General features: G+C 60.7%; 28 protein-coding genes. 6 read left to right on the plus strand and 22 right to left on the minus strand.

Translation table 11 applies throughout. From position 1 onward, the window contains the following. Positions 1–159: 159 nt before the first annotated feature. Positions 160–1,488: an IS4 family transposase gene (locus tag B1756_RS09320; protein WP_086887708.1), complete on the minus strand. Its 1,329-nt coding sequence runs from the start codon at positions 1,486–1,488 to the stop codon at positions 160–162. 451 nt (positions 1,489–1,939) lie between these two features. Here B1756_RS09320 and B1756_RS19630 point away from each other — a divergent pair, with 451 nt between their 5' ends. Further along, the gene (locus B1756_RS19630) at positions 1,940–2,086 is read left to right on the plus strand and encodes a hypothetical protein (RefSeq protein ID WP_186336545.1); all 147 of its coding nucleotides are present in this window, start codon (positions 1,940–1,942) and stop codon (positions 2,084–2,086) included. Between the two features lie 141 nt (positions 2,087–2,227). Here B1756_RS19630 and B1756_RS09325 read toward each other — a convergent pair whose 3' ends face one another. From B1756_RS09325 to B1756_RS09420, 21 genes are all read right to left on the minus strand, one after another. Further along, positions 2,228–2,815, minus strand: coding sequence for a tyrosine-type recombinase/integrase (locus B1756_RS09325; RefSeq protein ID WP_086888288.1), 588 nt, complete (start codon positions 2,813–2,815; stop codon positions 2,228–2,230). A gap of 172 nt (positions 2,816–2,987) precedes the next feature. Then, entirely contained in the window at positions 2,988–3,158 is a 171-nt protein-coding gene (locus B1756_RS19390; protein WP_161493165.1) for a hypothetical protein, read from the minus strand. A gap of 72 nt (positions 3,159–3,230) precedes the next feature. Then, positions 3,231–4,202 (minus strand): DUF7983 family protein, encoded by a 972-nt coding sequence (locus B1756_RS09330; RefSeq protein WP_086888289.1) that lies wholly within the window; start codon positions 4,200–4,202, stop codon positions 3,231–3,233. Between the two features lie 151 nt (positions 4,203–4,353). Then, positions 4,354–5,199: a DUF6036 family nucleotidyltransferase gene (locus B1756_RS19395; RefSeq protein WP_161493166.1), complete on the minus strand. Its 846-nt coding sequence runs from the start codon at positions 5,197–5,199 to the stop codon at positions 4,354–4,356. Next, the gene (locus B1756_RS09340) at positions 5,196–6,146 is read right to left on the minus strand and encodes a helix-turn-helix domain-containing protein (RefSeq protein ID WP_086888291.1); all 951 of its coding nucleotides are present in this window, start codon (positions 6,144–6,146) and stop codon (positions 5,196–5,198) included. The genes B1756_RS19395 and B1756_RS09340 overlap by 4 nt, the downstream gene beginning before the upstream one ends. Positions 6,147–6,552: 406 nt before the next feature. Then, the gene (locus B1756_RS09345; protein WP_086888292.1) at positions 6,553–7,017 is read right to left on the minus strand and encodes a hypothetical protein; all 465 of its coding nucleotides are present in this window, start codon (positions 7,015–7,017) and stop codon (positions 6,553–6,555) included. A 69-nt stretch (positions 7,018–7,086) separates the two neighbouring features. Then, the gene (locus tag B1756_RS09350; protein WP_228434576.1) at positions 7,087–7,611 is read right to left on the minus strand and encodes a DUF7342 family protein; all 525 of its coding nucleotides are present in this window, start codon (positions 7,609–7,611) and stop codon (positions 7,087–7,089) included. Positions 7,612–7,707: 96 nt separating this feature from the next. Next, positions 7,708–8,061 (minus strand): hypothetical protein, encoded by a 354-nt coding sequence (locus B1756_RS09355; RefSeq protein WP_086888293.1) that lies wholly within the window; start codon positions 8,059–8,061, stop codon positions 7,708–7,710. Further along, positions 8,058–8,375 carry a hypothetical protein gene (locus B1756_RS09360; protein WP_086888294.1) on the minus strand — a complete coding sequence of 106 codons (318 nt, stop codon included), beginning with the start codon at positions 8,373–8,375 and terminating at the stop codon, positions 8,058–8,060. The genes B1756_RS09355 and B1756_RS09360 overlap by 4 nt, the downstream gene beginning before the upstream one ends. Continuing rightward, positions 8,372–8,734 (minus strand): hypothetical protein, encoded by a 363-nt coding sequence (locus B1756_RS09365; protein ID WP_086888295.1) that lies wholly within the window; start codon positions 8,732–8,734, stop codon positions 8,372–8,374. Before B1756_RS09365 ends, B1756_RS09360 begins: the two co-directional genes overlap by 4 nt. Before the next feature lie 11 nt (positions 8,735–8,745). After that, on the minus strand, positions 8,746–10,845 hold the full coding sequence (locus B1756_RS09370; RefSeq protein ID WP_086888296.1) for a hypothetical protein: 2,100 nt from the start codon (positions 10,843–10,845) through the stop codon (positions 8,746–8,748). A gap of 100 nt (positions 10,846–10,945) precedes the next feature. Then, positions 10,946–11,230, minus strand: coding sequence for a hypothetical protein (locus B1756_RS19400; protein ID WP_086888297.1), 285 nt, complete (start codon positions 11,228–11,230; stop codon positions 10,946–10,948). Then, positions 11,231–11,476 (minus strand): hypothetical protein, encoded by a 246-nt coding sequence (locus B1756_RS09380; RefSeq protein WP_152031289.1) that lies wholly within the window; start codon positions 11,474–11,476, stop codon positions 11,231–11,233. Next, positions 11,476–14,724: a coiled-coil domain-containing protein gene (locus B1756_RS09385; protein WP_086888299.1), complete on the minus strand. Its 3,249-nt coding sequence runs from the start codon at positions 14,722–14,724 to the stop codon at positions 11,476–11,478. Before B1756_RS09385 ends, B1756_RS09380 begins: the two co-directional genes overlap by 1 nt. Positions 14,725–14,726: 2 nt before the next feature. Further along, entirely contained in the window at positions 14,727–15,797 is a 1,071-nt protein-coding gene (locus B1756_RS09390; RefSeq protein WP_086888300.1) for a hypothetical protein, read from the minus strand. Next, positions 15,790–16,131: a hypothetical protein gene (locus B1756_RS09395; RefSeq protein WP_152031290.1), complete on the minus strand. Its 342-nt coding sequence runs from the start codon at positions 16,129–16,131 to the stop codon at positions 15,790–15,792. The genes B1756_RS09390 and B1756_RS09395 overlap by 8 nt, the downstream gene beginning before the upstream one ends. Further along, positions 16,128–16,697, minus strand: a complete 570-nt coding sequence (locus B1756_RS09400) for a hypothetical protein (RefSeq protein ID WP_086888302.1) — start codon at positions 16,695–16,697, stop codon at positions 16,128–16,130. The genes B1756_RS09395 and B1756_RS09400 overlap by 4 nt, the downstream gene beginning before the upstream one ends. After that, positions 16,694–18,208, minus strand: a complete 1,515-nt coding sequence (locus B1756_RS09405; RefSeq protein ID WP_086888303.1) for a hypothetical protein — start codon at positions 18,206–18,208, stop codon at positions 16,694–16,696. Before B1756_RS09405 ends, B1756_RS09400 begins: the two co-directional genes overlap by 4 nt. Next, the gene (locus tag B1756_RS09410) at positions 18,205–18,507 is read right to left on the minus strand and encodes a hypothetical protein (protein ID WP_086888304.1); all 303 of its coding nucleotides are present in this window, start codon (positions 18,505–18,507) and stop codon (positions 18,205–18,207) included. The genes B1756_RS09405 and B1756_RS09410 overlap by 4 nt, the downstream gene beginning before the upstream one ends. After that, positions 18,507–18,944 (minus strand): hypothetical protein, encoded by a 438-nt coding sequence (locus B1756_RS19405; protein WP_086888305.1) that lies wholly within the window; start codon positions 18,942–18,944, stop codon positions 18,507–18,509. The genes B1756_RS09410 and B1756_RS19405 overlap by 1 nt, the downstream gene beginning before the upstream one ends. 63 nt (positions 18,945–19,007) lie before the next feature. Continuing rightward, positions 19,008–19,403 carry a hypothetical protein gene (locus B1756_RS09420; RefSeq protein WP_086888306.1) on the minus strand — a complete coding sequence of 132 codons (396 nt, stop codon included), beginning with the start codon at positions 19,401–19,403 and terminating at the stop codon, positions 19,008–19,010. Between the two features lie 128 nt (positions 19,404–19,531). Between B1756_RS09420 and B1756_RS09425 the strand changes: the two genes are divergently transcribed. The 5 genes from B1756_RS09425 to B1756_RS09440 all read left to right on the plus strand — a co-directional run bounded on the left by B1756_RS09425 (position 19,532) and on the right by B1756_RS09440 (position 23,576). Further along, on the plus strand, positions 19,532–19,756 hold the full coding sequence (locus B1756_RS09425; RefSeq protein WP_086888307.1) for a hypothetical protein: 225 nt from the start codon (positions 19,532–19,534) through the stop codon (positions 19,754–19,756). Then, positions 19,749–20,315, plus strand: a complete 567-nt coding sequence (locus tag B1756_RS09430; protein WP_086888308.1) for a hypothetical protein — start codon at positions 19,749–19,751, stop codon at positions 20,313–20,315. Before B1756_RS09425 ends, B1756_RS09430 begins: the two co-directional genes overlap by 8 nt. Continuing rightward, entirely contained in the window at positions 20,315–21,232 is a 918-nt protein-coding gene (locus B1756_RS09435) for a hypothetical protein (RefSeq protein ID WP_086888309.1), read from the plus strand. Before B1756_RS09430 ends, B1756_RS09435 begins: the two co-directional genes overlap by 1 nt. Positions 21,233–21,403: 171 nt before the next feature. Further along, positions 21,404–22,180, plus strand: coding sequence for a hypothetical protein (locus B1756_RS19210; RefSeq protein WP_161493167.1), 777 nt, complete (start codon positions 21,404–21,406; stop codon positions 22,178–22,180). Between the two features lie 67 nt (positions 22,181–22,247). Next, on the plus strand, positions 22,248–23,576 hold the full coding sequence (locus B1756_RS09440) for an IS4 family transposase (protein ID WP_086887708.1): 1,329 nt from the start codon (positions 22,248–22,250) through the stop codon (positions 23,574–23,576). Positions 23,577–24,314 lie beyond the last annotated feature (738 nt).

Genomic DNA, 24,314 nt, shown 5'->3' on the forward strand with positions numbered 1-24,314 from the left:
CCGCAATCATACCGAGATAGCTGCTGCTCAAGCAAACCAGCCGGTTCTTGGTCATGTCTCCCGTCGAAGGCGGCGCACTCGCAGTCGTGAGTGCGCCGCCGTTCCAGAGCCGTCGCTGACCAGCCTGGGCGATCCAGCCCGTCTCGTCAGGCGAGTTCGTTACCAGAACTCGCCTGACTCCACCTGTTCACGTAACCTCGGACGGTGTGGATTTGGATCTCGTGACGACCACAGCAACAACGAATCGAGATCCGGTAGCTCGTACCCCAGATCCAACATCAGGTACAACTGGATCAGATGAGCGTGGCGTTCGACAGCGTGTGAACATCGTCGTCGAGGAAGCCGCGTCGACGACGCCGCGGCGTCGTCGGCGCAGTCTCGCTGCTTTGCGTCCAGTTTCTGGAGTTCGTCGACGATAACCCGGCTCATCAGCAGCGAGAGTGCTGCCATGATGATCAGCGCCTCGATGATGTAGGCGTCGGTCGTGTTGATCTCGTCCAGACCGAACCGTGATTTGAGTTCTTTGAACAGCAGTTCGATCTCCCAGCGCGCCCGATAGAGCTGTGCGATATCGGGCGCGCGGTAGTCGTCTCTCTCCAGATTCGTCAGGTACAGATGATACTCGCCGCTGTCATCGTTGCGAACGCCGACTAATCGGAAGGTTCGGGTCGCGCTGGCGCCCGACCCTCGTTTGCGGTCGAACGAGAGCGTGATCTGTACGTCAATTTCCTGTCGCTTCAGGTCGTCGAGGACGGCCTGCAGCGACTGGCCTTCTAGCGGAATGCTGTTCCCTCGCCACGTCCGGAGTTCTTCGACGATTTCGAAGTCTGCGTTTTCTTTGACGCGAGAGACGAACCAGCCATCATTGGCGTCAATGCGGTCGAACAGCCAGAAATCGTAGTAGCCGAGATCGAACAGAATGAGGGCGCCAGCTACCCACTCGCCGGTGGGTAGCTGGCTCCGTTCATGGGTGCTCGCGTCGGTCGTCCGAAATCGCGTTGGAAGTCCCGTTGAGAGCGATTCGGTGAGATGGAGTTTCGCCCCGGCTCGGTCATCATCGAGTGCGTAGACATCTTTGGCGTCTTGGTAGAGCGAGATGATCGTCGCGTCGACGATGAGGACGTCTCGAAATCGTTCGAGACGTCCGCTCAGCTCGGTTTGGCCGGTGTCGAGATTCTCGATGGCCTCATCGAGAATCTCTCGAAGGAGTGCGACGAACCCTGGTTTGAACCAGCCGTGAAACGTCGCATACGAGAGTTCGTCGCAGTCAGCCATCTCGACGTAGCGTTCGAGAAACGCCTGAATGGATCGATCAGAACCAGCGGCAAAGCCGAGGGAGAGCGTGTAAAACAACGCGACGACGTCGAGTTTCCGCTCTCGCTGGATAAGATTCGTTGCGCGAGCACGCTCGCGCAACTCATCGGATGGAAACGCTCTTTGAATTCGGTTCACAACTACTGAATCCGGTGGTTTGTACACACTTCCCACCGGATTCTCACATTCCTAGTTACTGACGATTCTAGCTTGGCGTCTCTGGATACCCCGACCTGTTAAACTAGAACGGATGGGGTGTTGGTGAAGTCTAATGCTCGACCAGCTAGTCGAACGGGAACGCGATCAAAGAGGGTACCCCGAGAAGATACACCGATCGAACAGCGGTTGAAACGGCGTTTCTGTACCATCTGGGTCTCTCGTACCAACAGGTGGGCGAGTGGATCGGCTACTCGCATCAGGCGGTTTTTCGACTGCTTTCCGTACAGAAGCTCGTGGCAGTCAGTTGACCGCTGGACGAAAGATTTTAAGACCCTACACTATAGGGGGTTACCGCTAACACCCTTGGAAATGCCCCTGTGGAGCGAAAAGCAGGATCATGCCAGGATCCATGCCTTCGCGGCTATTGACGTGAACATCCTCACAGGGTTTTGCAACCAGCACCTGTATGCTCGGGAATGAGCCTCACCATCGACGACTTCACCAGTTCATCGGTGATGATCCCGACAACAACGAGGAGGCCCCGCTAGGTAACGCGCTCAAAGAGTTGGCCGTCGGGGTCGATTCTATCGAAGCGGTGCGAAACGTTCGCTAGCGTAGTGAAGCTATTTTCTATCCGAACATCATCGTCGCGGTAGTTACGCGAGATACTGACCGGTCTGATACTGCCGCCACAACGCTCAACGAGTTCGACGATACGTACACCTGATTCAGGAACGATTCTGGCAACGTCCGGTCAAAGCCAGGGAATCTTTTCCCGCTCTCGTTTCTGTGCTTCGGGTGAGAAACTACCCTTGTAATGCTTGAGGAACGTCTCGAGATCGTTCCAGCCACCCCAGTCACAGACGAGCAACGGATCCACGTCAGCTGAAGCCAGTGCCGTCGCCCAGGTCCGCCGCAGGTCGTGAAACCCGAGGTGACTCCAGCCGATGTCTCCGGTCTGCTCGTGCAGCTGGTCGACGGCCGATCGAAGCCAACGGCGCAACGAGCGTGTGCTCGAGATCTCGATCAGCGGCGCGCTCGAAGGAGCGTCGCGAACGTCGTCAACGGTCCGGATCGTCGTCGCGAGATCTCGAGGCACGGGCGTCTCTCGCATCTTGTCTCCTTTGCCGTGCCATACGCGAATCATGGTACCGGCATTGGTGTCGACGACGTCCTCGGGAGCGACCTCGAGGACCTCGTGGGACCGAAGGCCACAGCGAGCACCGAGGGCAAACGCGATTCGTTGCTGGGTTCCGTCGGCCGTCTCGAGTAACTGTTCCACTTCGGACTGACTGAGCCAGACCTTCATGTCGTCGCGGTTCTCGTGCTGCTGGAGATTCATGTCCGGGAAGCGGGCTACCCGGCCAGTTTCGAGGGGGAATCGTAGCTGTTTCGGTGGTCACCCCATCTCGATCGGAGCCGATCGACGGGGTCGGTGTCCGACTTTGGGGGAAGAGTCGGACACTGTGACCGTAGCAACGAAACGAGAACATCCAGAATGCATATTGAGTAGTTCAAATGAGGCTGCGAAGAATATCAACTGCTGCAGACATGCCCGGTTGCTCGTCTTCATGATACCATCGGAGAGCCAGCGTTGTACCTAATAACGAGCCAACAGTGATGAATCCGAAGAGAACGACAAGCGACATTAAGAACCGAAGTACTGGAATGATAATGTTCTCCATACCTTAATTGCTAGCTGTCAATTAATATTGGTTTTGATCACTATATAACCTATACTTGCCACGCTTCCAGTATCAATCGTCGACATCAGCACCAGTCTGAAAACTCGTGAGGTCGTTAATCCGCTCTTCGAGCGCATCGATTTCCCGGCGAAGCGTTTCAGCGTCTTCACCCCCAGTCGCAGCGAGTTGTTCCTTGAGCCCCTGAAGACGGGATTCTTTGACGTCTTCGTCGACGTCGGCCTTGCGAACGTAATCCCGGTCCTCGATCTCGTATACTGCTGACTCGGAGAGATCCGTGACCTCGAGTGCGTCGTCGACTTTCGAGCGGTCGAGTCCCAGCACGCGCTCGCGGTCAATTCCGGCTTCCTCTAGGGCGTCGAATACCTCGTCTTCGTCTTTGAGCGAACGGTTTCGCCGAGTCGTCCGCTGGACAGACCCGAACGGCCCACTGACTGGGCGGTCGTGATGGAGCCGGTTCAACAAGACGTCTGAAACGTCCGTGCGGAGATCGTTTGCGTTGCGCTGGACGTCCGAGAGTAGCGTGTAGAGCGTCACGAGTGTCCCGGTCTCGAGGTCCTCCATCGCGGTGACGTCGTGGCGCTCGAGTGTATCGACGAGCAAGAGCGCGTCTGCGTAAATGTCCAGCTCTGGCTCGGTTCGGGGCTCGTGTGCATCAGCTGATCCGGTGTCGTCGAGGACGTGACTCGAGGAGGGATCGTCGGTCTCGAGGATCGCCCCTGCCTCTTCGTCGATCTCGTAGTGTGGGTGGAGACTCACCACCGCTGGATATGGATCCCCATCCGGTGGCAACCGCTCGAGGTCGAAGCGGCCGTTTTCGTCTCGAATTCGCCGAAAGAGCGTCTCGAACTGTTCTCGTTGCAACGGTCGCTTCTCGTCTCGGTCGTCGAACTCGATCACGACCCGGTGTTCCTGAACGTCGCTAATCTGGAACGAGCTGTGAGATAGCGGTGTGAGTAGCGTCACGTCCGGTGGAAGCGACTCGAGTTCTTCGAGAAGGGTATACCAGTGCTCAGTGGCGCTCATACATCGATATTGCTCGACGACGGTAAAATGGTATTCCAGAGCGGCCAGCGTCTGGCAATTCGATTATTATAACCCTGTTTTTGCTGTAATCAACAACAGAGCCACTAACTCACAATTTTGCAGAAGGTTCAACCGTCGCAGCAGGGTCTATTTACGATCGCGTGAATTCGTCGTGCTTTCCTGTATCGCGAATTCCCTCGGACGTTCGTTCAGCAAACCCGTACTGTTCGAGGTACGCATATCGACGTTCGACCTCCTCGTCAGAAACGCTCAACTCCGTGGCCAGTTCGCTCACAGACTTCGGAGTGTCCTCTTCTAACTGCATTCGGAGTTCGTGACCCTTCATATACCGCAGATAGTACTCATGAACGGCGTCATCGAGTGGCGTTTGGATTCCCTCATTTTCGTCGAGTCGCTCCAGGGATTCGGAGACCACCGTGACGAAGAACTCCCCACCAAGGAGCTTTACCTGGCGTTCGAGCTCGGATTCGATGACGTCGAAGTCGAGATCCGTCTGAACGAGCGTGGCCATGTCGCCGATATCGTCTGGGCGCTCTGCGACGGCTTTGAAAAGAAAGATGTCCTCGAATGAGACGAGGCCGACCGAGAAATCCTCCTCCGAGAGAAATGGTTTGCTTCGCGCTTGCATCCCATCGCTGAAAAACAGCTTATCGGCGATCTGTCGATAGAAAACATCGAACTGACAGCCAGCGTCGTTTCGTACGCAGTGGCGTGCGCCCAGCCGATCGTACTCGGCACCGAGATCGGAGACTTCCTCGTACCCGAGGTCGTCGAGTGCCCCCATCAGGCGGCCGAGAGCCGCTTCGTCCACGACAACGAGATCGATATCTTTGGTCGTGTCCTTGAGAGACGGCTCGTGGAGAGACATCGCGCCACCGCCGATGAGATACGCCTCGACGTCAGTCTGGAGATGAGCTGCGATCCGCCGGAGTTCGGCCTCGATATAGTCACGGCCGAATCGTTCACGAGAACTCATACAGTAACCTCATACTCTCTGGCTGTTTGTTTGAAGTCTTCCCAGTCGGGCAGTTGCTCAGCCGTGTTAGTGCCCTCTGACTCCAGAAATTCGATGAGTTCGTCGATAATAGCGTATAGATCGATTGTCGCCTCGGATACGTAGTGTTCAGCGCGCTCTCGGAGTACAGTTCGATCGAGTTCCTGTTTTTGGATCAGCAACAGACAATACGTTCGATATCGCGAGTCATCATCGATGAGCAGCGTCTGGCAGACTAACTCTGCGGGGGTGATTTCCGAGAGCCGATTCGTTCGGAAGTAATGTCGTCGATCACGGGTGAGAAGTGGAACGCCGAACTCACCGAACAGTGCTGGCCCAGTCAGATGAAACCCATCAGCGCTAACGTCGGAGTCGCACGCGAAGAGATACTCGTCGTGTGTTTCCCAGATGAAATTGAGTCCAGTCGCATATTTCTCTACTTCGCGCCGGTGTTTCTGGTGGAACAGCCCTCTGGCTATCGAGACCAGTACTGTAAACGGATCGTTGAGACGATACCGAGACTTCGATTTCCCGACGACGCCAACGCGCTGGAGGTCATCCAGGCGACGGTACACCGTTGCCTGGCTAACACCACTCCGCTCGGCCAACTCGGTCGCAGTCCGTCCGTGATCGAGATAATAGAGAACCTGTAACCCAGAACCGGCGATGAGGCCGGAGAAATCCATATGGCTGTATTCGGCGAGGAGCCCCTCGAGTTGCTCGATCGGTTCGATATCCGTAAGCGAGACCAGCTTTTGCCGACCGCTCTGGTTGGTCTGGACGTACCCGTACGCTTCTAGTTCGGAGACGATGCGTGAAGCGTGGCCAGGGCTCCAGTCGAGTTGATCAGCGAGCGTGCTGATACTCACTTCCGATTCACCCTCTTCTATGAGGTGTGATACAACCCGGAAGTGACTCTCTTTGACCATATCGTCTCAAAATAGGCAAACGGAATATAAATCCCTTTCGTGATTTGAGAGGACTGGTCCGCATTCCAATAGATAGACCCTCAGAAATTACTAATGAGATATCTATCTCAGAGAGGGAGAACCATCTCTGTTGTAGACTCCTAAGTGTCTATTCGGAAGAAACAGTCTCAGTACTTCACAAAGCGACCTGTTTGGGTGCTTTGAGGTAACCGACACTTGGAATCGCATATGCGATCCAGTATCCTGTCAAGAGCAACGGAACTGTCCACTGGTTCGGTATCACCACGACGAGCCAACTCCCCACTAACGGTGCCACGGTCAGGCCGACGCCGGGCAACAGCCCGCCACTGCCTCGCCGGCGAAGCCGCCGTAGATCTCGAGCACCAGCTCGAGTGAGGCTGGGAGATCACGTATCAAAGCCAACGAGATCGTCACCGTCCCAGATCACCCGGGTCAGAACGTTGGGAAGCTGTTCTAAGCGCCGATAAAAGATCGCGCCGGGATGTTCGTCGATGGGGTCGACAGACATCCGATCGACGACCGAGCCACCCTGAGTTATCTGGAGGTGTGTCGGACCGAGGTCGGGATGATCGTCGTCCCGGTGCCACCCGAGCATAAACGAGCGCTCTGGTTCGATCCAGTTCATCCAGTACCAGTAGTCGGTATCTTCCGGTGAGTCGGTAAATCCGACCTCGAGACGCGCATCAGTCGCCGGATAGTCAGGGTCCTCGAGAATCCAGTTCGTTCGCGTCGATCCGACGACGCGGTAGGATCCTCGCTCCCGCGGTCCCGCGAGTCGAAACCGTACCGTCTCGAATCGGTCGTCGTTCTGGAGCGCCTGTGTGAGGTGGACTCGATGGAGAGCCCGCATCCCGGGTCGCATCCAGTTAACGAGGAATATCGGAATAGAAACCACCTGAAAGGGAGGAGAACGGATCGGTCATACGGTAATCGGCGTGTCTCCGTTCGACTGCGATAGCTGTGAGAGATCGTCGTACAGCTGGAGGGCGTTTTTCAGTAATCGAATCTCGAGTTCGAGTGCTCCCCAGGTGTCGCTGACGTTACGGATCTCCCGGATCTCGTCGGCTGAAACGTCATCGTCGGTCAGTAGTTCACGGAGATTCTGGGCCGAGGCGACGTCGTACTCCGACTCCAGCGACTCGACTTCCTCCTGATATTCCTGTAGCTGCGACTCGAGTTCGGCTCGCGAGTGGGTTTCGATCAGGCGAACGATCTGATCGAGGAACTGCCGAACTGGATTCACCTCGTATCGGCCATCCTCTCGCTTTCGAACGGTGTTCTCCGCCTCGAGCCGAGACAGTTCCTTGTCTGCGGTTTCCCACGCGACAGCCGCGCGCTCGGCGATGCTGTTGACCGTCGCTGGCTCCTCGAGCGTGTCGACCACCAGCCGAACGCGTTCGCGTCCACTGGTGTGATCGGTCCAGTCGTCCGGCGGTGTGTCCATCAGGTACTAGTGACGGGTTGAGACTCAAATAATTTGCCCCAGTCTCGATAATCTCGAACTGGTTGGAGTGGTGCTGGACTGGAACAGTCGTCTGGCTCACTCCGGAACTGTAAGGTCACCAGCACTTGGGATCGTGTAAACGGTCCAGTACCCCACCAGAAGCACCGCCACCGTCCAATGCACCGATGTTTCCAAGACGAGCCAACTCCCAACCAGCGGTGCCATGGTCACTCCGACGGTCGTGGGAGCGAGCTTCGCGAGGCGGCAACGCCACCGGGGTGCGTCTGCACACCAGACAACCGCGACGGCCGGTACAGGCCAGACCTCGAGCCGGACGTCCTCCGCGACGGGTTTCGCGAACACGTAGTGAGTCGCTTCGTGGGCGACGATTGCAGGCACGAGGAGGAGTGTCCCGAGCAGACAGACGAACCGCACGAACCGGCGGATCATACCACGTACCTCCAGAGCAGCGTGAACGTGGCACTGACTCCGCCGAGGATGATGAACACCACGGCGATCTGCTGGTAGTCGCCCGGCAGCACACCGTAAAGCACCGGCGAGATCAACAGCAACACCACCGTCGGCAACGCCATATCGCCGGAGTGGACGTACAGCGCCACCATCAGGCCGACGCCGAGCAATAGCCCGACCACGGCCTCGCCGGCGAAACCGCCGTAGATCTCGAGCACCAGCTCGAGCCACGCGCCGGGACCCTCGGCGAACACCTGCGGATCGAGTTCCGGACCGATCTCGAGTGGAATCATTGGATGACGAACCCCCGGATCAGCTGTGCGAAGCCGAGCGCCAGGATCAACTGTGACACCCGGCCGAAGAGCGTTGCGAACCAGCCGGGAAACCCGAGCGCCTCGAGTGTCGACGGGAGGTAGATCAGCACGCTCCCGATCGAGGTGACGGTGTTGACGGCCTGGATGGTCGACCCGAGGAGGCTGTCGCCACCTCCCTCGTCAGGGTCGAACTCGCCGTCCGTGGTTTCCTCGGCTGCCGTGTCGAACTGTTCGTCGATGTCGGTCTCGGGGCTGTGTCCCAGCTCGTCGGCGACGCCCGAGAGCTGGAACGCGCTGATCGACAGTGCGACCGCGATCGCGAAGACGAGGACTGGCATCAATCTCATGACTATGGTGGGTAGGCCTGCGGGTGGCTCCCCGCGTCGGCGAACTTGAACACGAGCGCGACCATCCCGGCGAAGACCAGGATCGAGTACGGGATATCGATCGCACCGAAGGCGGTCAGTCCGAAGGCGACGACGACGGTGACGACGGCACCAGTTCGGGACATCGAGCCACCGAACAGCGTCGCGACGCCGACGATCGCGAACAGCGCGAACGCCGCCAGCCACGAGCCGTCGATCGGCCAGTCGAGCGGGCCGACTCCGCCGATCGGTATCGTCCCGGTCGCTGGCTCGGTCGGATCGTCCTCGATGACCTCGTACTCGAGGTGCCAGTTCTGTTCCACCTCGTCAGCGTCGAGGCGATACAGCTGCTGGTGTCTCGTTGAACCGGTCACCTCGGTCTCGGTCAGGAGGTTGCTCTCGTTGTGACGTTCGTAGATTCGATACTCCAGCCGGTCGACGCTGTCACCGCGATCGAGGAATCGAACTGCGATCACGTCGCCGCCGAGCTCCCCTTCGATGGTTTCGATCCCGGCGTCGATCGTCCAGGCGTCGTCCTCTCCCACATCGAGCGGAACGTTCCCGACCTCGAGGGGCAGGATATCGTCGGTCTCGGGCGTGTGTGACCCGAGGACGCGCGAGTCGCCGTCGGTGTTTTCGACGGTCAGCCGGTAACGCTCCCCGCGCTCGAGGATCGCGGTGAACTCGCCGTGAGCACCGAAGTAGTCGCCGGCGATCACCTGGTACTCCTCGTCCTCGCCAGCGGGAAGCGGTCGCTCGATATACATCCGGGTCTCCGAACTGTCGAAGTCGCCCGTCCGGTCCTCGAGGGCGAACTCGTTGAGCACCGAGTCGGCGTCCTCGTCGAGGAGGTAGACCGCGTTCTGTCGGTAGATGTTCTCGACGATAATCCGGCGATCCTCGTACCCCTCGGCGCTGGCGAAGACGACGAATTCCTGATTGGCGGGCAGGTCACCCATGTCGACGGTACCGTCGTCGGTCTCGCGGGTGATGACCTCGTCTGCGGAGATTTCGCCGTCTTCCTCGACGAAGAACCGGACCTCGACGTCGGCGTCGTCATCGGCGATCAACTCCTGAGTCTGCTCGTCGCGGATCTCGATCTCGTCGGGAGCTTCGAACGTGAACGTCTCCGAGACAGTTTCCCCGCCGTAGGCGTCCGTGGCCACGACGTACCATTCGTTTTCACCCGTCAGCGTCGAGTCAGGGTTCGCGACGACGCGGTCTGCCTCGATGATCGTCTCCTCGTGGATCAGCTCGTCGTCACCGTCGCGGAATTCGACGTCGACCTGATCGCCCTGAACGGTATCGAACTGCGCGTCGTCAACGTCGATCTCGAGGGTGGGTGCGAACTCGGAGAGGAACTCGTCGTCGGGGCTCGCATTGGAGAGTTGCGGAGCCTCGTTCTCGAATCGGACACCGTCCTCGAGGATCTCGGCGTTCCAGTCGTCGGCCCCGCTGTCGCGATCGAGGTCGATTTCGACGCGCCACTCGTCGTACTCGTCGCCGTGGGCCGAGAGATCGGTCGTGTGCTCGCCGCTCTCGGACACCTCGTCGGTGGCGACCGTTTCCCACGTGTCGCCGTCGTGGCCTTCCCAGTTGACGGTCACCGAACTGTCCTCGAGGACGAGATCGACGTAGCCTTCCTCGACGTCCTCGGCAACGTGGGGCGCTCTGGTGAGATCGTCTCTGTAGTAGTGGAACGTGCCGACCTCGATGGTACTGTTCTCCGGAGAGATCGACGTTTCAGACTCGTCAGAATCTCCCCAGTAGGGGTTCGACAGGACACTCGTTCCCTGCCCGACTGATGTGGAGGTCGTAACCGGTCCCTGATCGATCTCGAGGGCGGTTTCGGCTTCAGCGTCGAGATCCACCGTCCATTGGTCCGGCTCGATCGCGAGAGAGTGCTCGAAGTGGACCGTAAACCCGTCCGGGACGTCCCTATTCTCCTCGAACTGCTCGACCAGCTGGTCAGGCTCCTCGTTGGCAATCTCACCGGTGTTCGTCTCGACTGCCCCGACGACTGGACTCAGGGTTGCACAGCAGACGATCACGAGAACGAACGCCAGCACGGTCGTCCGCCTCATTCGTCGCTCACCTCGAGTTGCGTGGCTACCGGTGGACGCTCTGGATCGATCTCGACGTCGAGACAGGTCTCGTCCCGGAGGCGCTCGAGGTCCTCGGTCGTCATGGCGGGCCAACCCTCCGTTGCTGTTCTTCCCGACGCGTCCGGACGATCGGGCCGACCAGCAGCCAGACGAACAGCCCGACCAGCATGATCGCGATCGGGAAGTAGCGGATGTCGACGGCAAGCTGGAACGGCGTGCTGAACGGCCCCTCGGAAAGCCCGTACTGCTCGCCGAGTTCGATGATCGGAACCGTGACGCCGTCGATCACTATCCCCAGAACGAGCAGCGCCAGAAACGCGATCAACACGAGGATGATCCGGCGCAGGTGGCTCAACACGGACATTCAGATCCCTCCGTAAGCACTCGAGCGGTTGTAGATCGCGCCCGCGACCAGCAGGACGACGATCGAGAGCAGTACCACGAACGGCATCCACTCGGCGGCCTCGGTGAACCAGCCGACCAGTGGCGACTCCGCAGGCCCAACGTCCTCGAGAACGGCGACCAGTTCCCGGACCGGGTGGAGCCAGAACCAGATCGCGACGGCTGCCGCGAGAAAGACGATCGCGGCCGCCAGCAGGATCCAGAACATCAGGACCACCCCCACGGGTCACCGGATTCCTCTACATCGTCCCCGAAGATGGCCTGACCCTCGGGAAGGTCCTCGGCCTCCGCGATCGGGACGTCGAACTCCGCCGCATCCATGTCGAACCATGCGCCTCCCGTGTCCGCAGGCTCTGGATCCTGCTCGGGCCACTCCGGGAACGGCGTTCGACGAGGTGCTGGTCGCGTGGGCGGTCGAACGGGTGTCCGCGTCGCAGTGGGCTGGTCGACAGTCGTCGTCAGCTCCTGATCCATCACCGTCGGCTGGTCCGTCGCGAGCGTGGTGTCGAGTCCGACGGCCTGCGTGACCGTCTGATCGAGTGTCGTCTCGAGATCCGTCGTCGGGTCCACAGTGAGGTCCTCGTCGACAGTCGGATCGGCGAACGGAGCCTCGAGGTCCAGTTCCGCATCTGCTACTGTGTCGACTGCCGTCGCCGTCTCCTGACCAGTCGGATCCGTGAACGCAGTGTCCAGCTCGAGGTCTCCCGTGGGATCAACATATTCGTCCGTCGCAACTATCTCGGAAGCCGCTCCGGGATCGCCGTACACCGTTGCGGTGCGCTGCTGGGCCGGAGGGCCGACGACGGCGTCCGCGGTCGTCGTCTCGAGCGCTCCGGGGTCACCATACGGGCTCTGGACGTCGGCCTGCTGCTGGGTCTGCTGGAGTTGCTGGCGTTGTTCGAGCTGCTGGCGCTGCTCGAGTTCGCGCGCCCGCTGGAGTTCGCGCTGGTACTCGTCCCAGCTGCCGAACTCGTCGCGCATCTGCCGGATTCGCTCGACGGGCGTTGCGTCAGGCTCGACCTGTGGGCCAGCCTGCTCGACCTGTTCGCGAAGGATCTCCTCCTCACGACGTCGAAGCGCCTGCTGGTAGGCCTCGTCACTGGGAAAGGCCTCTCGAGGCGGCGCTCGGCCCTCGGGCGTCGGTGCTGTCGGGTCCGCGGGCTCGAAGGCCTCGTCGGGGAGGTCTCGCTGACGCTCGCGCTGGATGGTGAGTTCCATCTGGCCGCGATCGTCGCGGGCGAACGATCGCCGACGTCCCGCCTGTCCACTGAGGAACCTCGTCCCGCGGACCGCTGCCCCGGGAACACCGACTCCGGTACCGATCGCGGCCCCGGCGGACGCACTGGCCTCGAGGGGCTGGAAGTCGCCGTCGTCCCGGATGGTCGACTCGAGAGTCGACTCCGTCCACTCGAGACCGGTCTCGAAGGCGTATTCGCCACCCGAGCGAACGCGACCTCCCGCGTGCTGTGCACCAGTCGAGGCCTCGAGGCCGAGGGCAGCCCCGTGGACGGGATCGTCACGAAAATCCTCGTAGTCCATCGTCGCGAGGTCCTGGGCAGCCTCGAACTGCGCTCGTCGCCAGTCGACGTTTTCCTCGATCGCCCAGCGACCGGTGTCGCCCGCAGTGAGTGCGAGACCCGCCGGATCCAGTACGCTGATGCCGGTCTCGACAGCCCCGCCACCGATGTCACCGAGCGCTTCCTCGGTCGTGATCGGAACCGGATCACCGGCGAACGTCGGCGTCGTCGCGAGCGTCACCTCGACCTCTCCGGGGACGCGATCGCGAACCGCGTCACCGGCGCGTTCTGCACCCGACTGCCAGCTGTCGCTCCAGCCCTCGAGCGTTCGGCCGACCCATGTCGCACGCCCCTCGTCGATCTCCGCCCGGAGTTCGCCGTCGACGGTCTCGACCGTGACGTCGTCTGGGTCGACGTCCTCTTCGTCGGCGACCTGCTCCCGGAGGAGTTCCTCCTGTGCGTCCTGCGTTGGCCGAACGCCGGGAGCCCCGTGCTGGAACGTCGGGACGAACTGCTCGGGCTCGAGGCCAGTCTCTTCAGCAGCTTCCTCCTGGAGCGCCTCGAGTTCTTCTTCCTCGAGCGTGGCCGCGGGCTCACCGCGCAACTGTGAGAGGGCGGGGCCGAGCGTCTGCTGGGCGAACTCGCCGACGATGGGTTGCTGGAACGACTGCGACATCTCGTCGTCCCGTGCCATCGCAGTCCGGGCCTCGTCGGTCAACTCGAGTCGTGGTTCGTCGCCACCGAAGTCGATCGCCTCGACGTCGTCGGCCTCGATCTCGTCGGCCCCGGCGAGGAGATCGTCCAGGAACTCGTCGTCGACGTCATCCGGGTCGACGACTTCCGTAGGACGGAAGTCGACGCCATCGTCGGTCTCGATCTGCTCGAGTTCGGCGGGCTGAACGCCGTAGGCGTCGACCTGTTCCCGGCGGAATTCCTCGAGCTGGTGCTCGTGGACAGCGTCCTCGTCGACCTGTATACGCTGACCGCCGTCCTCGAAGTCGACGTCCACTGCCGACGCTGGAACGGTCGCATCGTGTTCCTCGCTAAGCGCCTGTGCCTGTTCTTCGGCGATCCGCTCTCGAGCGTCGCTCCGAAGTTCGACATCGGGACCAGAGCGGCCAGTCGGATCGACGTGTACGTCGACGTCGTCGATCCGGATAGCAGGGTCACGGGCGATCTCCTCGGCGATCGTTTCCTCGCGCTGTCGAGCCGCGTCCCGTCGCTGGCCACCGACGTGAAGGCTCTCCTCGAGCGGCGTCGCTCGTTCGACGAACCGATCTTCGTGCTCACGAACTTCCTCGAGGAAGGCGACAGGATCGTCCTCGGCCAGCTGCCGTCGACGCTCGATCGCCTCGAGTTCCTCCTCGACGCGCTGTTCGGCGTCGACGTTCAGGGAGTTGCCCCAGAACTCCTCGAAGCGATCTGGATCGGTTCGCTCGAGTGCCTCGACGGGGCTCCCGACGGCTTCCCGGCCCTCGAGGGTCGCGTCGACCTCCGAAACGCTCTCGATCCGACCGCTCTCGAGTTCCTGCCGGTAGATATCCAGAACTGGTGCACTCCCCTCGAGCGGGACGTACACGTCGTCAGGGTGAGCGAGTTCGTCCTGCATCCGCTCGATCCGGTGGCGTGCGACGCGTTCCTCTGCGTCCTCGGTGAGCCGAACCTCGTCATCCTGGACGACGACGTCCTCGCGGTAATCGAGGTCGACACCGTCGACCTGCTCGGTCAGCTCACGGCGGGCCTGGATCTCGGGATGGACCTCGACGTCGCCATCCTCGGTGACGATCGTCCCGTCGCTCGGCGAAACACCTTCCTCCTCGGCCAGTTCGCGGCGCTCACGCTCGATCTCACGGCGTTCGGCACGCTGCTGGGCAACCTCCCGCTGCCGTCGCCGCTCCTCGAGGCGGTCATCCCGGCCATCGTTCACAGATGCCGCCATGGTTACCACCCCAGCAGGAGCGGCTGGACGGCCATCGGGATACTCGAACCACCGCCGTCACCGCCGCCGATCGAGCCGATCAGTTCCGGCGCGAGCATGATCCCAAGGGTCAGTGCAACCCCGAGCAGCAGGTAGACGATCTTCGACCGGGCGTCGTCGCCGAAGGCCTCAGCGAGGCGACCGCGGTCCTCCTGCTTTTTCATCTCCTCGTTGCCCGCCTGACTGTGCTGGAGTTCGTAGTGCTTCTCGAGGCTGACGATCATCCCCTCGGCGTCGGGGTTCGAGTTCGCCCAGTTGATGTAGACGTCCTCGAAGGGCTCGCCGTTCCACTGGTTCAACGAGCGGGCGAACAGGCCGGTCGCGGAGTAGTTGCCGCCGTCGGCACGGACCTGCTGTCCGCCTGCAGCGGTGGCCGCTGGCTCGTGGCCTTTCTGCTGATTGGCCTTCACCCGCTGGTTGAAGTTCTGGACGTAGACGGCGTCTTTGAGGTCGAGTTTCTCCGCGGTTCGCGCACCGACGGGGGTCACCAGTTCGTGGGCGTCCGCGACGCCCCAGACGACGTTTGCCTCGCCGAGGGTGTAAGACTGTAGTCCGTCGGGCAAAGACCACTGCTCGCCGTTTTTCGTCCGGATCACCTGCTCTTCCTCGTCGACCTCCGCGAGTCGCGGGACGATCTCGCGATCGCCGTAGATCGTCATCGCGATCAGGTGTGCCCCGGTCTTTTTCTGGAGCCCTTTGAACCCGAGGTCGATGCACTTCCTGTACACACGGACCCGGCCGGGAATCCGGTTCGCGACGACCACCACCGGCGAGACGAGGAGCAACAGGATCGTCGCGCTGAACCCGAGGACGCGAGCCCACGCACTGTGAATCCGCGACGTGCGCCCTTCCCCGGCGTGAGCCTCGAGGACGTTCGGTTCGCCTTCTGGGATGTCGTCCGTCTCCTCTGATTCACCGGTCTCGTCGTCGGAGGACTCTGTCCCGATACGGTCCAGCGTCTCGTCGACCTCGCTCACGACGCGTTTCGTCTCGTCGTCCAGATCGTCGGAATCGGATGGAATCTCGTCAGTCATGATCCTGCAGGAATCGCTCGCTGTGGAATTCGTAGCCGGTACGTGCGCCGACCGGGTGCGGGAGCCACCGGTAGAAAACGCGACAGTAGCCGTCGTGAGTCTCGGCCCGGAAACGACTGAAGAACACGACGCTCCAGAAGAGACCGAAGTAGCCCCAGGCGACCGTCTCCGGGTTACCGAACGAGGATCCGATCGCGAGGAGCAGGAAGCCCGCGATGAAAAACAGGCTCCCGAGGACCATCAGCTCGGTGAGCTGGTGAGAAGAAATCAGGCGCTCGGCCTCGAGCGTGTCCCGGTCAGGATCGACACTCCGGAACGGGTTGTCCCCCATCATTTGCCGAACACCCGTGAGAAGGCTGCGCCCATTCGGCCCTGCTCTTGCTCGTCGCCACCCTCCTTCCGGGTGACTGCGGTCGACTCGGTGACGGCCTTCAGGCCGCGGTTCCCGATCGCGAGGCTCTGAAAGGCAGTCTTGACCTTCGAGGCATCCCAGACCATGCGTCGCTCCTGGTCGGTGAACTCGACGTTCACCGGCTGGTCCGTCCGGTGGACGCCCTGGGCGACGGCCGCGACCGGGCCCTTGCAGAGACGACCGGGGTTGTGTTCCGCGATGATCCGCTCGGCAAGATTCTCGTTCAGCCAGAAGTGGCGGTTGAACTCCTCTTTCCCCTCGTTCGCGAGCATCAGCGGCCGGGCCATCTCCGGGCCCAGCAGCGACTCGAGGTGCGGGAAGAACTCCGAGTCGACCTCGGGGTCGCTCAGCTTGTCCAGGAACTCGGCACTCTGGAGTTCCTCGAGTTGCTGGGTCGCGTGCTGTGCCATGTTGGAGGCAGCAGCCTGGTGGGCTGCCATCTCCTCGCGTCGGCGTTGCTGGTCGTCTGCGTCAGGATGTTTGCTCATGGATTATCCTCCGGTGTGAACTGGCCTGTCTCGCGATCCCGCATGATGCCGGGATCCGTTCGATTCTCTGGCGAGGGGACGAAGAGCCCCGACCGGGCAGACCGCTCACCCGGTGGGAACCGCGTCTGGACGGTGTCCGTCGAGACCATCTGGCCCGAGGCCGTCGAGCGTTCGATCTCGACGGCCACGCGACGGCGGAACTCCTGTTCGGAGATTTCACCAGTCTCGACCTGCCTGCGGAGCGCCTCGACCTCCGATTCGTCCATGTCGCAGTCCTCTTTCAGGACGCGACAGGCGGCCTCGTGGCCGTCCTCGCAGCCACTGCGAGCATGGTCGCACTCCTCGTCCATCACGCGATGATGGGCGCGGGCCATCCGGCCCAGCCGGGCGGCCTCGGTGTCGTCGTGATCGAGTCGATCACCACGATCGTCGCGACGGGCACGGTCGGCGATCGATCGGTGTTCGTCGACGGACAGCGTTGGATCGTAAATCGCCAGCCAGTCCGTGATCCCTTCGCCCGTGAGCACACCCTTAACGGCCTGTGCGTGGGGGACGTTCGTCTCCGAAAAGTCGATTCGCTCCCGTTCGGACTCGGTGAGCTCCAGCTGGCCGTGCTGTTCGGCCTCGTGTGCGCGGGAGTCCGCTGCCATCCCGACGACGCGATCGAGCGACCGGTCGTCGACCTCGTCGACGTCGATCTCGATCGTCCGGTGTCGCCCGTCGTACCGGTCGGTGACGAGCGCCCCGTCGTCGAGTTCCGCTCGAGCGCGTCTGGCGGCGTCTCGGGAGCCGAATTCGATCGTCTCCGTCCGCTGCGGTCGATCGAACAGGTCGTCGGGGGCGTGCTCGCTGTCTCCGTTCGGCCCGCTCGGCTCGAGAACGCCAGCGGCCGCCGCGGCCTCGAGGTTGTCCTCGATCTCGTCGCGATCGTGAACGCTCGCGAGGTCCTCGGCGATCAGATCCTCCATGGGATCGGCGTCGAAGCTGTCCAGATCGGAAGCGTAGCGACTCCGGGACGCGGCCGGCTCTTCGAAGTCGTCGGGTGCCAGTCCGGTCCCGAGGAACTCCCGTTCGTCGTGGCCGCCGTTGACGTCGAGATAGTCCCACTCGCCGTAGTCAGCGGGCGACGGGCCCGGATCGTAGACGTCGGCGAAGACGTCGGCAGTGCCAGCTCCCGGTTCCATCCAGTCTGGTTCCTCCTGGACCCGGGCGACATCGCCGAAGAGGTCCGCCTGCTCCTCGAGTTCTTCCTCGACGGCGAACAGGCCGGTCTGCTCGCTCTCGGTTCGACCTCGCCGGTCGGCTGAGTCGTCGACGAACGCTGCGGATCCCTCGAGACTCGAGTCACGCCGAGATCGACCCCGTGTGCGGGCAGCCTCGTCGCCGACATCGAGCGTGGCCTGCCGATCACGATCGTCGACGAACCACGACGAACCATCCTCGCCGGCGTCGGTCCACGCACTCGAGGCGCGCTCTACGACGTCTTCGGCGTCGTCGTCACTCGGGATCATAGTTCGAAATCACTCCATAGCGGATCGCGGTCCTCGGGATACCAGCCCATCAGTGCGCCGAGGAACGCGGCGAGTGAGAGGATCGCCAGTCCGGCGAACACGTACTGGGCGGCACCGGCGGTCACCGTCGACGTGGTTCCATCGGAGACGACGTCGATCGCGCCGCCAGAGACGGCCGCGATCCCCCAGCCGGCCCCGGCGACGGCGGCCATGAACTCGACGGAGCGCTCCTCGACGACGTAGAAGTACGTTGCGACGCCAGCGATCGCGAGCACGGCGAGGTAGACACCGGCCCACATCACAGCTCACCCCACGCTGCCGCTGCGAGTGCCGCGGCGAGACACGTGAAGAGGACGATCGCCTCGACGTACCAGCCGTCGAAGACCGACAGGAGGTTTCCGACGTTCCTGGTCTCTTCCGTCCGGATCTCCGCTGGATACTCGATCTGGGCAGTCGCTCCGTCGAGGTCCTCCTCGAGGGTTACGACGTCCCCGCTGTGCCACTCGAAGTCGTCGCCCGGCTCGAGTTGGTCACTCTCGACGACGATCGTCACGTCCTCCGCCGTCGCGAGTGCTTCGCTGGCGTACTCGACGGAGACCGGCTCCTCGGCGTCGAGCGTGAGTTCCTCGTCGACGAGACGCTCTCGCTCGGCGTCGTCGAAGCTGATCCCGACCGCGGGGAGCATGACACCGACGAAGACGAAGGCAATCAGGACGACGAACAGTTTTCCGTTCATAGTGGGTGCTCAGGGTACAGTGTGGTCGAAAAACGGGACACGACGCGGAGCCTGACCTCGGTATCACCGGGTGGCAAAGCCGCTGCCCCCGAAGAAGCGCATGACCGCCGACGCGGCGACGACGATCAGCGCGAGGACGAGGATCACCAGCGCGGTAACGCCGGTCGACTCGAGGGAGTCGGCGACGTCCTGGAACGGCCCCTCCTCGATCTCGATCGAGTTGTAGATCTCGTTGAGGACGAATACGATCAGGAAGATCATGATGAGGGCCCCGCCGACAAGCTGGACCTCCCGCATGATCGGCATCCGATCGTACACTCGTTCCTCGTAGTGGGCCGCCGTCGGTCGCGCCAGGAGCAGCGCATTGGTCGTGACTCGATCTGCGAACTGTGCGAACGATCTCAGGAACGCGAGCGCCAGAAGGGCGAACGCGAGGGGGTTAGTGCGGATCCGGCTCATGTGTTTGCAACATGGCGCGAGGCCATGCTCGGCCGGTCACTACTGGGCCGTATCAAAATTGCCGCGAGTACAAACCGTGGTTTAAACTCGGGTTTAAACTTATGTAAGGTGGTCAAATACGGCGGGCCATGGCACCCATCACCGCCGAGGAACTGGAACGCCGTGGCATCGAAACGGACGACTCGAGGATCAAGCGGATCGGCGACGGGAAGGTCCAGCGAATCTCCAATGCCCACTACGCCGCGATCCTCGATCCGGCGCTGAAGGCCTTCGGGGTCGAGAAAGGCGACGAGTTCACCGAGTACGCCGACTTCGAGAACGGCATTGTCATCTTCACCTTCGACGATGAGTGACGAGGAATACAACCCGATCGCCTACTCGAGGACGCTGAACGAGGCGATCCAGCGAATGCACCGGGCCCGCTCGCTGTTCCTCCGCCAGCGGATCAAGGAGGGCGGCGTCTCGCACGACACGCTGACCGATTTCGAGGAGGCGATCGTCACGATGTACTACGAACTGCGGCCACACGCCGCAACCGACAAACGAACCAAAGAAGAGTGGGAGAATCATCAGATCGACCGAACCGTCCAGCAATGTGGCCAGCTCGTCGAACAATCCGGCGAGTTCACTGGCGGCGGGATCGTCCAGCAAAAACGCGAGTCGACTGTCAACCACCTCGATGGGGCGATTCTGCTGCGGCTCTCTCGGGTATTCGACGAGATGTCCCACGAACTCGGCTTCGGCGCGCCGACCTCAAGCGAGCCCCACGAGGACAACCCCGGTCTCGGCGATCTTCGCGGCCTGCTCATCGATCGTGGACAGACCGAGGCAGCCGAGCAGCTTCCGAACCTACGAGGCGACGGTCGGGAGGAAGACGAGGACGCAAACGACCTCGAGGACGGTGATTCCTGATGGCAGTCGACGACCGAACCGGCTATCGCGAGGCGTTCCTGACGCCGTCGCTCGATCCCGAGAAGTTCGAGACCAGCGTCGAGGGAGAACCGCCAGAGATCGAGGAGCGACCCGACGCCGAACTCCCGGTCGACAGCATGGGCAGCTTCCAGGGGCCGTTCTTTCAGGCCGTCGGGAAACGCAAACTCGAGAGCCGGGACGCCAAGATACTCGTCACAGCAGACCACGCACAGACCGGCGTCGGCAAGTCGAACTGCTGTGACTTCCTCGGGTACGTCCTCGACACGACCGAGCGCGGCTTCGCCCCGCACAAGATCGCGATCGACCCGCCAGAGTTCTTCGCCATGTACGGCAAGGTCCCACTCGAGTCGGCGATCGTCCTCGAGGAAGGCGAGCAACTGGACCCACGGCGAGCGATGTCCAACCAGAACGTCGACGCCCGGCAGACGTGGGCGAAAGAGCGCGTTCGCGAACTCGTGGCGCTGATCAACCTCCCCAGCCCGGAGATGATCGACGGCGACCTCGAGCTACTCGCCGACTTCTGGGTCAACGTCGAACGCCGCGGTCGGGCCAAGATCTACCAGAAGAAGGTCAACCGGATGAAAGGCCTCGTCTACTACGAGACCATGCAGATTCTCGAGTGGCCCAACATGGACGGTTCGGAGACCTTCAGGAAGATGAACCGGGAGAAGATGGACCACCTCGACGACGACCAGGCCGCCGACAACTGGATCCGACAGAGCGAGGTCGACGAACTGCTCGAGCGACGAGAAACGGAGGTCCGAACCGAGGTCCGAGACGACCTCCTGACGTCGCTCTATCGGGAGACGGAGCTCACCGCTGCGGACATCGCTCGTTGTTCTGCGGTCGAGATCGGAGCCAGTCGCGTCAGGCAGATCGCCAACAGGAGCGGCTAACGCTTACCCACTGAGAAACGCACGACGGAGAACGGGTGCACTGTCGTTAGTGACCGGAGAGACAGTATACATACACCCAAACGCGCATAGCAAGTCGGCTGGACCTGATTACGTAGCAGATTGCATTTCTAATTCAAAAGCATGTCGTGGAGCGCAAAGTAGATTCACCGCATGAATATCTGGGGAAGACTTAATACCAATACAAAATATATAGAATTCATGGTTGGAAAACCTAATAAAATGTCTCGGAGGAAAGGGATTAAAGCAGCTGCAGGAACCATTTCTGGGCTAGCAGTTTTCCCAATATCTGTTTCAGGTCAGTCCGAATCAGAACTCAAATCAGACCTGAAACAAGCGTACGGGGAAAAGGAAGGAGAGATTCTCTACGATATCATAAAGGATAAGCAAATATCAGATGGAGGGCTACAATCACATGAAACTAAAAATCAGTACGAAGAAATCACTGAGGAAGTTTTGGATAATTCAAACCTCAAAAATGTTAAAGAGGAAATTGAACGTATTGACCGTCGAAAACCCAAAACCAGAAGGGATGGTGAAGAGGACGGTTTGACAAGAAACGGGCATAAAATTTACCGAGTTGATGTCGAAGAAGCAACTAAAGATGGGAAAGAAATTATTGAAAGGTTGGAAAAGGGTGATAAAGAGAGGTTAGAGGAGTTGGAATTAGACACACACGATTCAGAAGAAACATCAACCTGGCAGTATGGCGATTCGGATGCTGAGGACGGCTCCCTTGGTTCGGCTAGGGCAAGAACAGAAAGAGAGACCGGGTCCTCTTATTATGAATCAGCACACGCAGAAGCGAATGTCTATGGATATGGAACGGCTTGGGCGTACGCACGTCTTCAAGCGGCTCAAGTAGATCTTGAGGGAGGAGCAAATTATAATGTTACGGTTGACTATAACCGATATGGGCATCCGTTCTAGTTTAACAGGTCGGGGTATCCAGAGACGCCAAGCTAGAATCGTCAGTAACTAGGAATGTGAGAATCCGGTGGGAAGTGTGTACAAACCACCGGATTCAGTAGTTGTGAACCGAATTCAAAGAGCGTTTCCATCCGATGAGTTGCGCGAGCGTGCTCGCGCAACGAATCTTATCCAGCGAGAGCGGAAACTCGACGTCGTCGCGTTGTTTTACACGCTCTCCCTCGGCTTTGCCGCTGGTTCTGATCGATCCATTCAGGCGTTTCTCGAACGCTACGTCGAGATGGCTGACTGCGACGAACTCTCGTATGCGACGTTTCACGGCTGGTTCAAACCAGGGTTCGTCGCACTCCTTCGAGAGATTCTCGATGAGGCCATCGAGAATCTCGACACCGGCCAAACCGAGCTGAGCGGACGTCTCGAACGATTTCGAGACGTCCTCATCGTCGACGCGACGATCATCTCGCTCTACCAAGACGCCAAAGATGTCTACGCACTCGATGATGACCGAGCCGGGGCGAAACTCCATCTCACCGAATCGCTCTCAACGGGACTTCCAACGCGATTTCGGACGACCGACGCGAGCACCCATGAACGGAGCCAGCTACCCACCGGCGAGTGGGTAGCTGGCGCCCTCATTCTGTTCGATCTCGGCTACTACGATTTCTGGCTGTTCGACCGCATTGACGCCAATGATGGCTGGTTCGTCTCTCGCGTCAAAGAAAACGCAGACTTCGAAATCGTCGAAGAACTCCGGACGTGGCGAGGGAACAGCATTCCGCTAGAAGGCCAGTCGCTGCAGGCCGTCCTCGACGACCTGAAGCGACAGGAAATTGACGTACAGATCACGCTCTCGTTCGACCGCAAACGAGGGTCGGGCGCCAGCGCGACCCGAACCTTCCGATTAGTCGGCGTTCGCAACGATGACAGCGGCGAGTATCATCTGTACCTGACGAATCTGGAGAGAGACGACTACCGCGCGCCCGATATCGCACAGCTCTATCGGGCGCGCTGGGAGATCGAACTGCTGTTCAAAGAACTCAAATCACGGTTCGGTCTGGACGAGATCAACACGACCGACGCCTACATCATCGAGGCGCTGATCATCATGGCAGCACTCTCGCTGCTGATGAGCCGGGTTATCGTCGACGAACTCCAGAAACTGGACGCAAAGCAGCGAGACTGCGCCGACGACGCCGCGGCGTCGTCGACGCGGCTTCCTCGACGACGATGTTCACACGCTGTCGAACGCCACGCTCATCTGATCCAGTTGTACCTGATGTTGGATCTGGGGTACGAGCTACCGGATCTCGATTCGTTGTTGCTGTGGTCGTCACGAGATCCAAATCCACACCGTCCGAGGTTACGTGAACAGGTGGAGTCAGGCGAGTTCTGGTAACGAACTCGCCTGACGAGACGGGCTGGATCGCCCAGGCTGGTCAGCGACGGCTCTGGAACGGCGGCGCACTCACGACTGCGAGTGCGCCGCCTTCGACGGGAGACATGACCAAGAACCGGCTGGTTTGCTTGAGCAGCAGCTATCTCGGTATGATTGCGGTGAGACTCGACGCATTTTCGGCGTGATCACCGTCTCAGTTAGTCGCTAAGCTAGAACGGATGACCAACACCCATTAGCTCGTGCATTTCCATCCTCATATCACTGACACCCCTTTCGCTTCACCCTCCAGAAGCTCACTATACACACAGACATCCACTCAGCCCACGTCGAGAGCCTTGGCAAGAGTACGGCTGGCGTCGTTCGGTCGATCCTCCACGATCTCCCGGTATTGACCCGGCGACGAACACTCCACGCGAGGATCTATGCATCGAGCTACGCGAACGCGTCGACCGGTCGACGATCGTCATCCTCGACGAGGCGTATGACCTGCCAGCGACTGCTGCGCTGGATCGGCTGGGCGACGTAGATAGGCTATTCGTCGCCGCGATATGCCACGACTGCGAGCAGTGGCTCTCACAGTTAGGGAGTCAGCTCCGTTGACGGCTGTTGCAGAAGGAGCTGACACTCGACCGCTTCGGCGTGAACGAACTGGCGGACAAACTCGAAGCGCGCGCGACGTGGGCTACCCTCGGGTGTGGTCACGCGCGAGCAGTTGGAGGAGATGGGTAGATAATGAGT

Source organism: Natrarchaeobaculum aegyptiacum (assembly GCF_002156705.1).
Lineage (GTDB): Archaea > Halobacteriota > Halobacteria > Halobacteriales > Natrialbaceae > Natrarchaeobaculum > Natrarchaeobaculum aegyptiacum.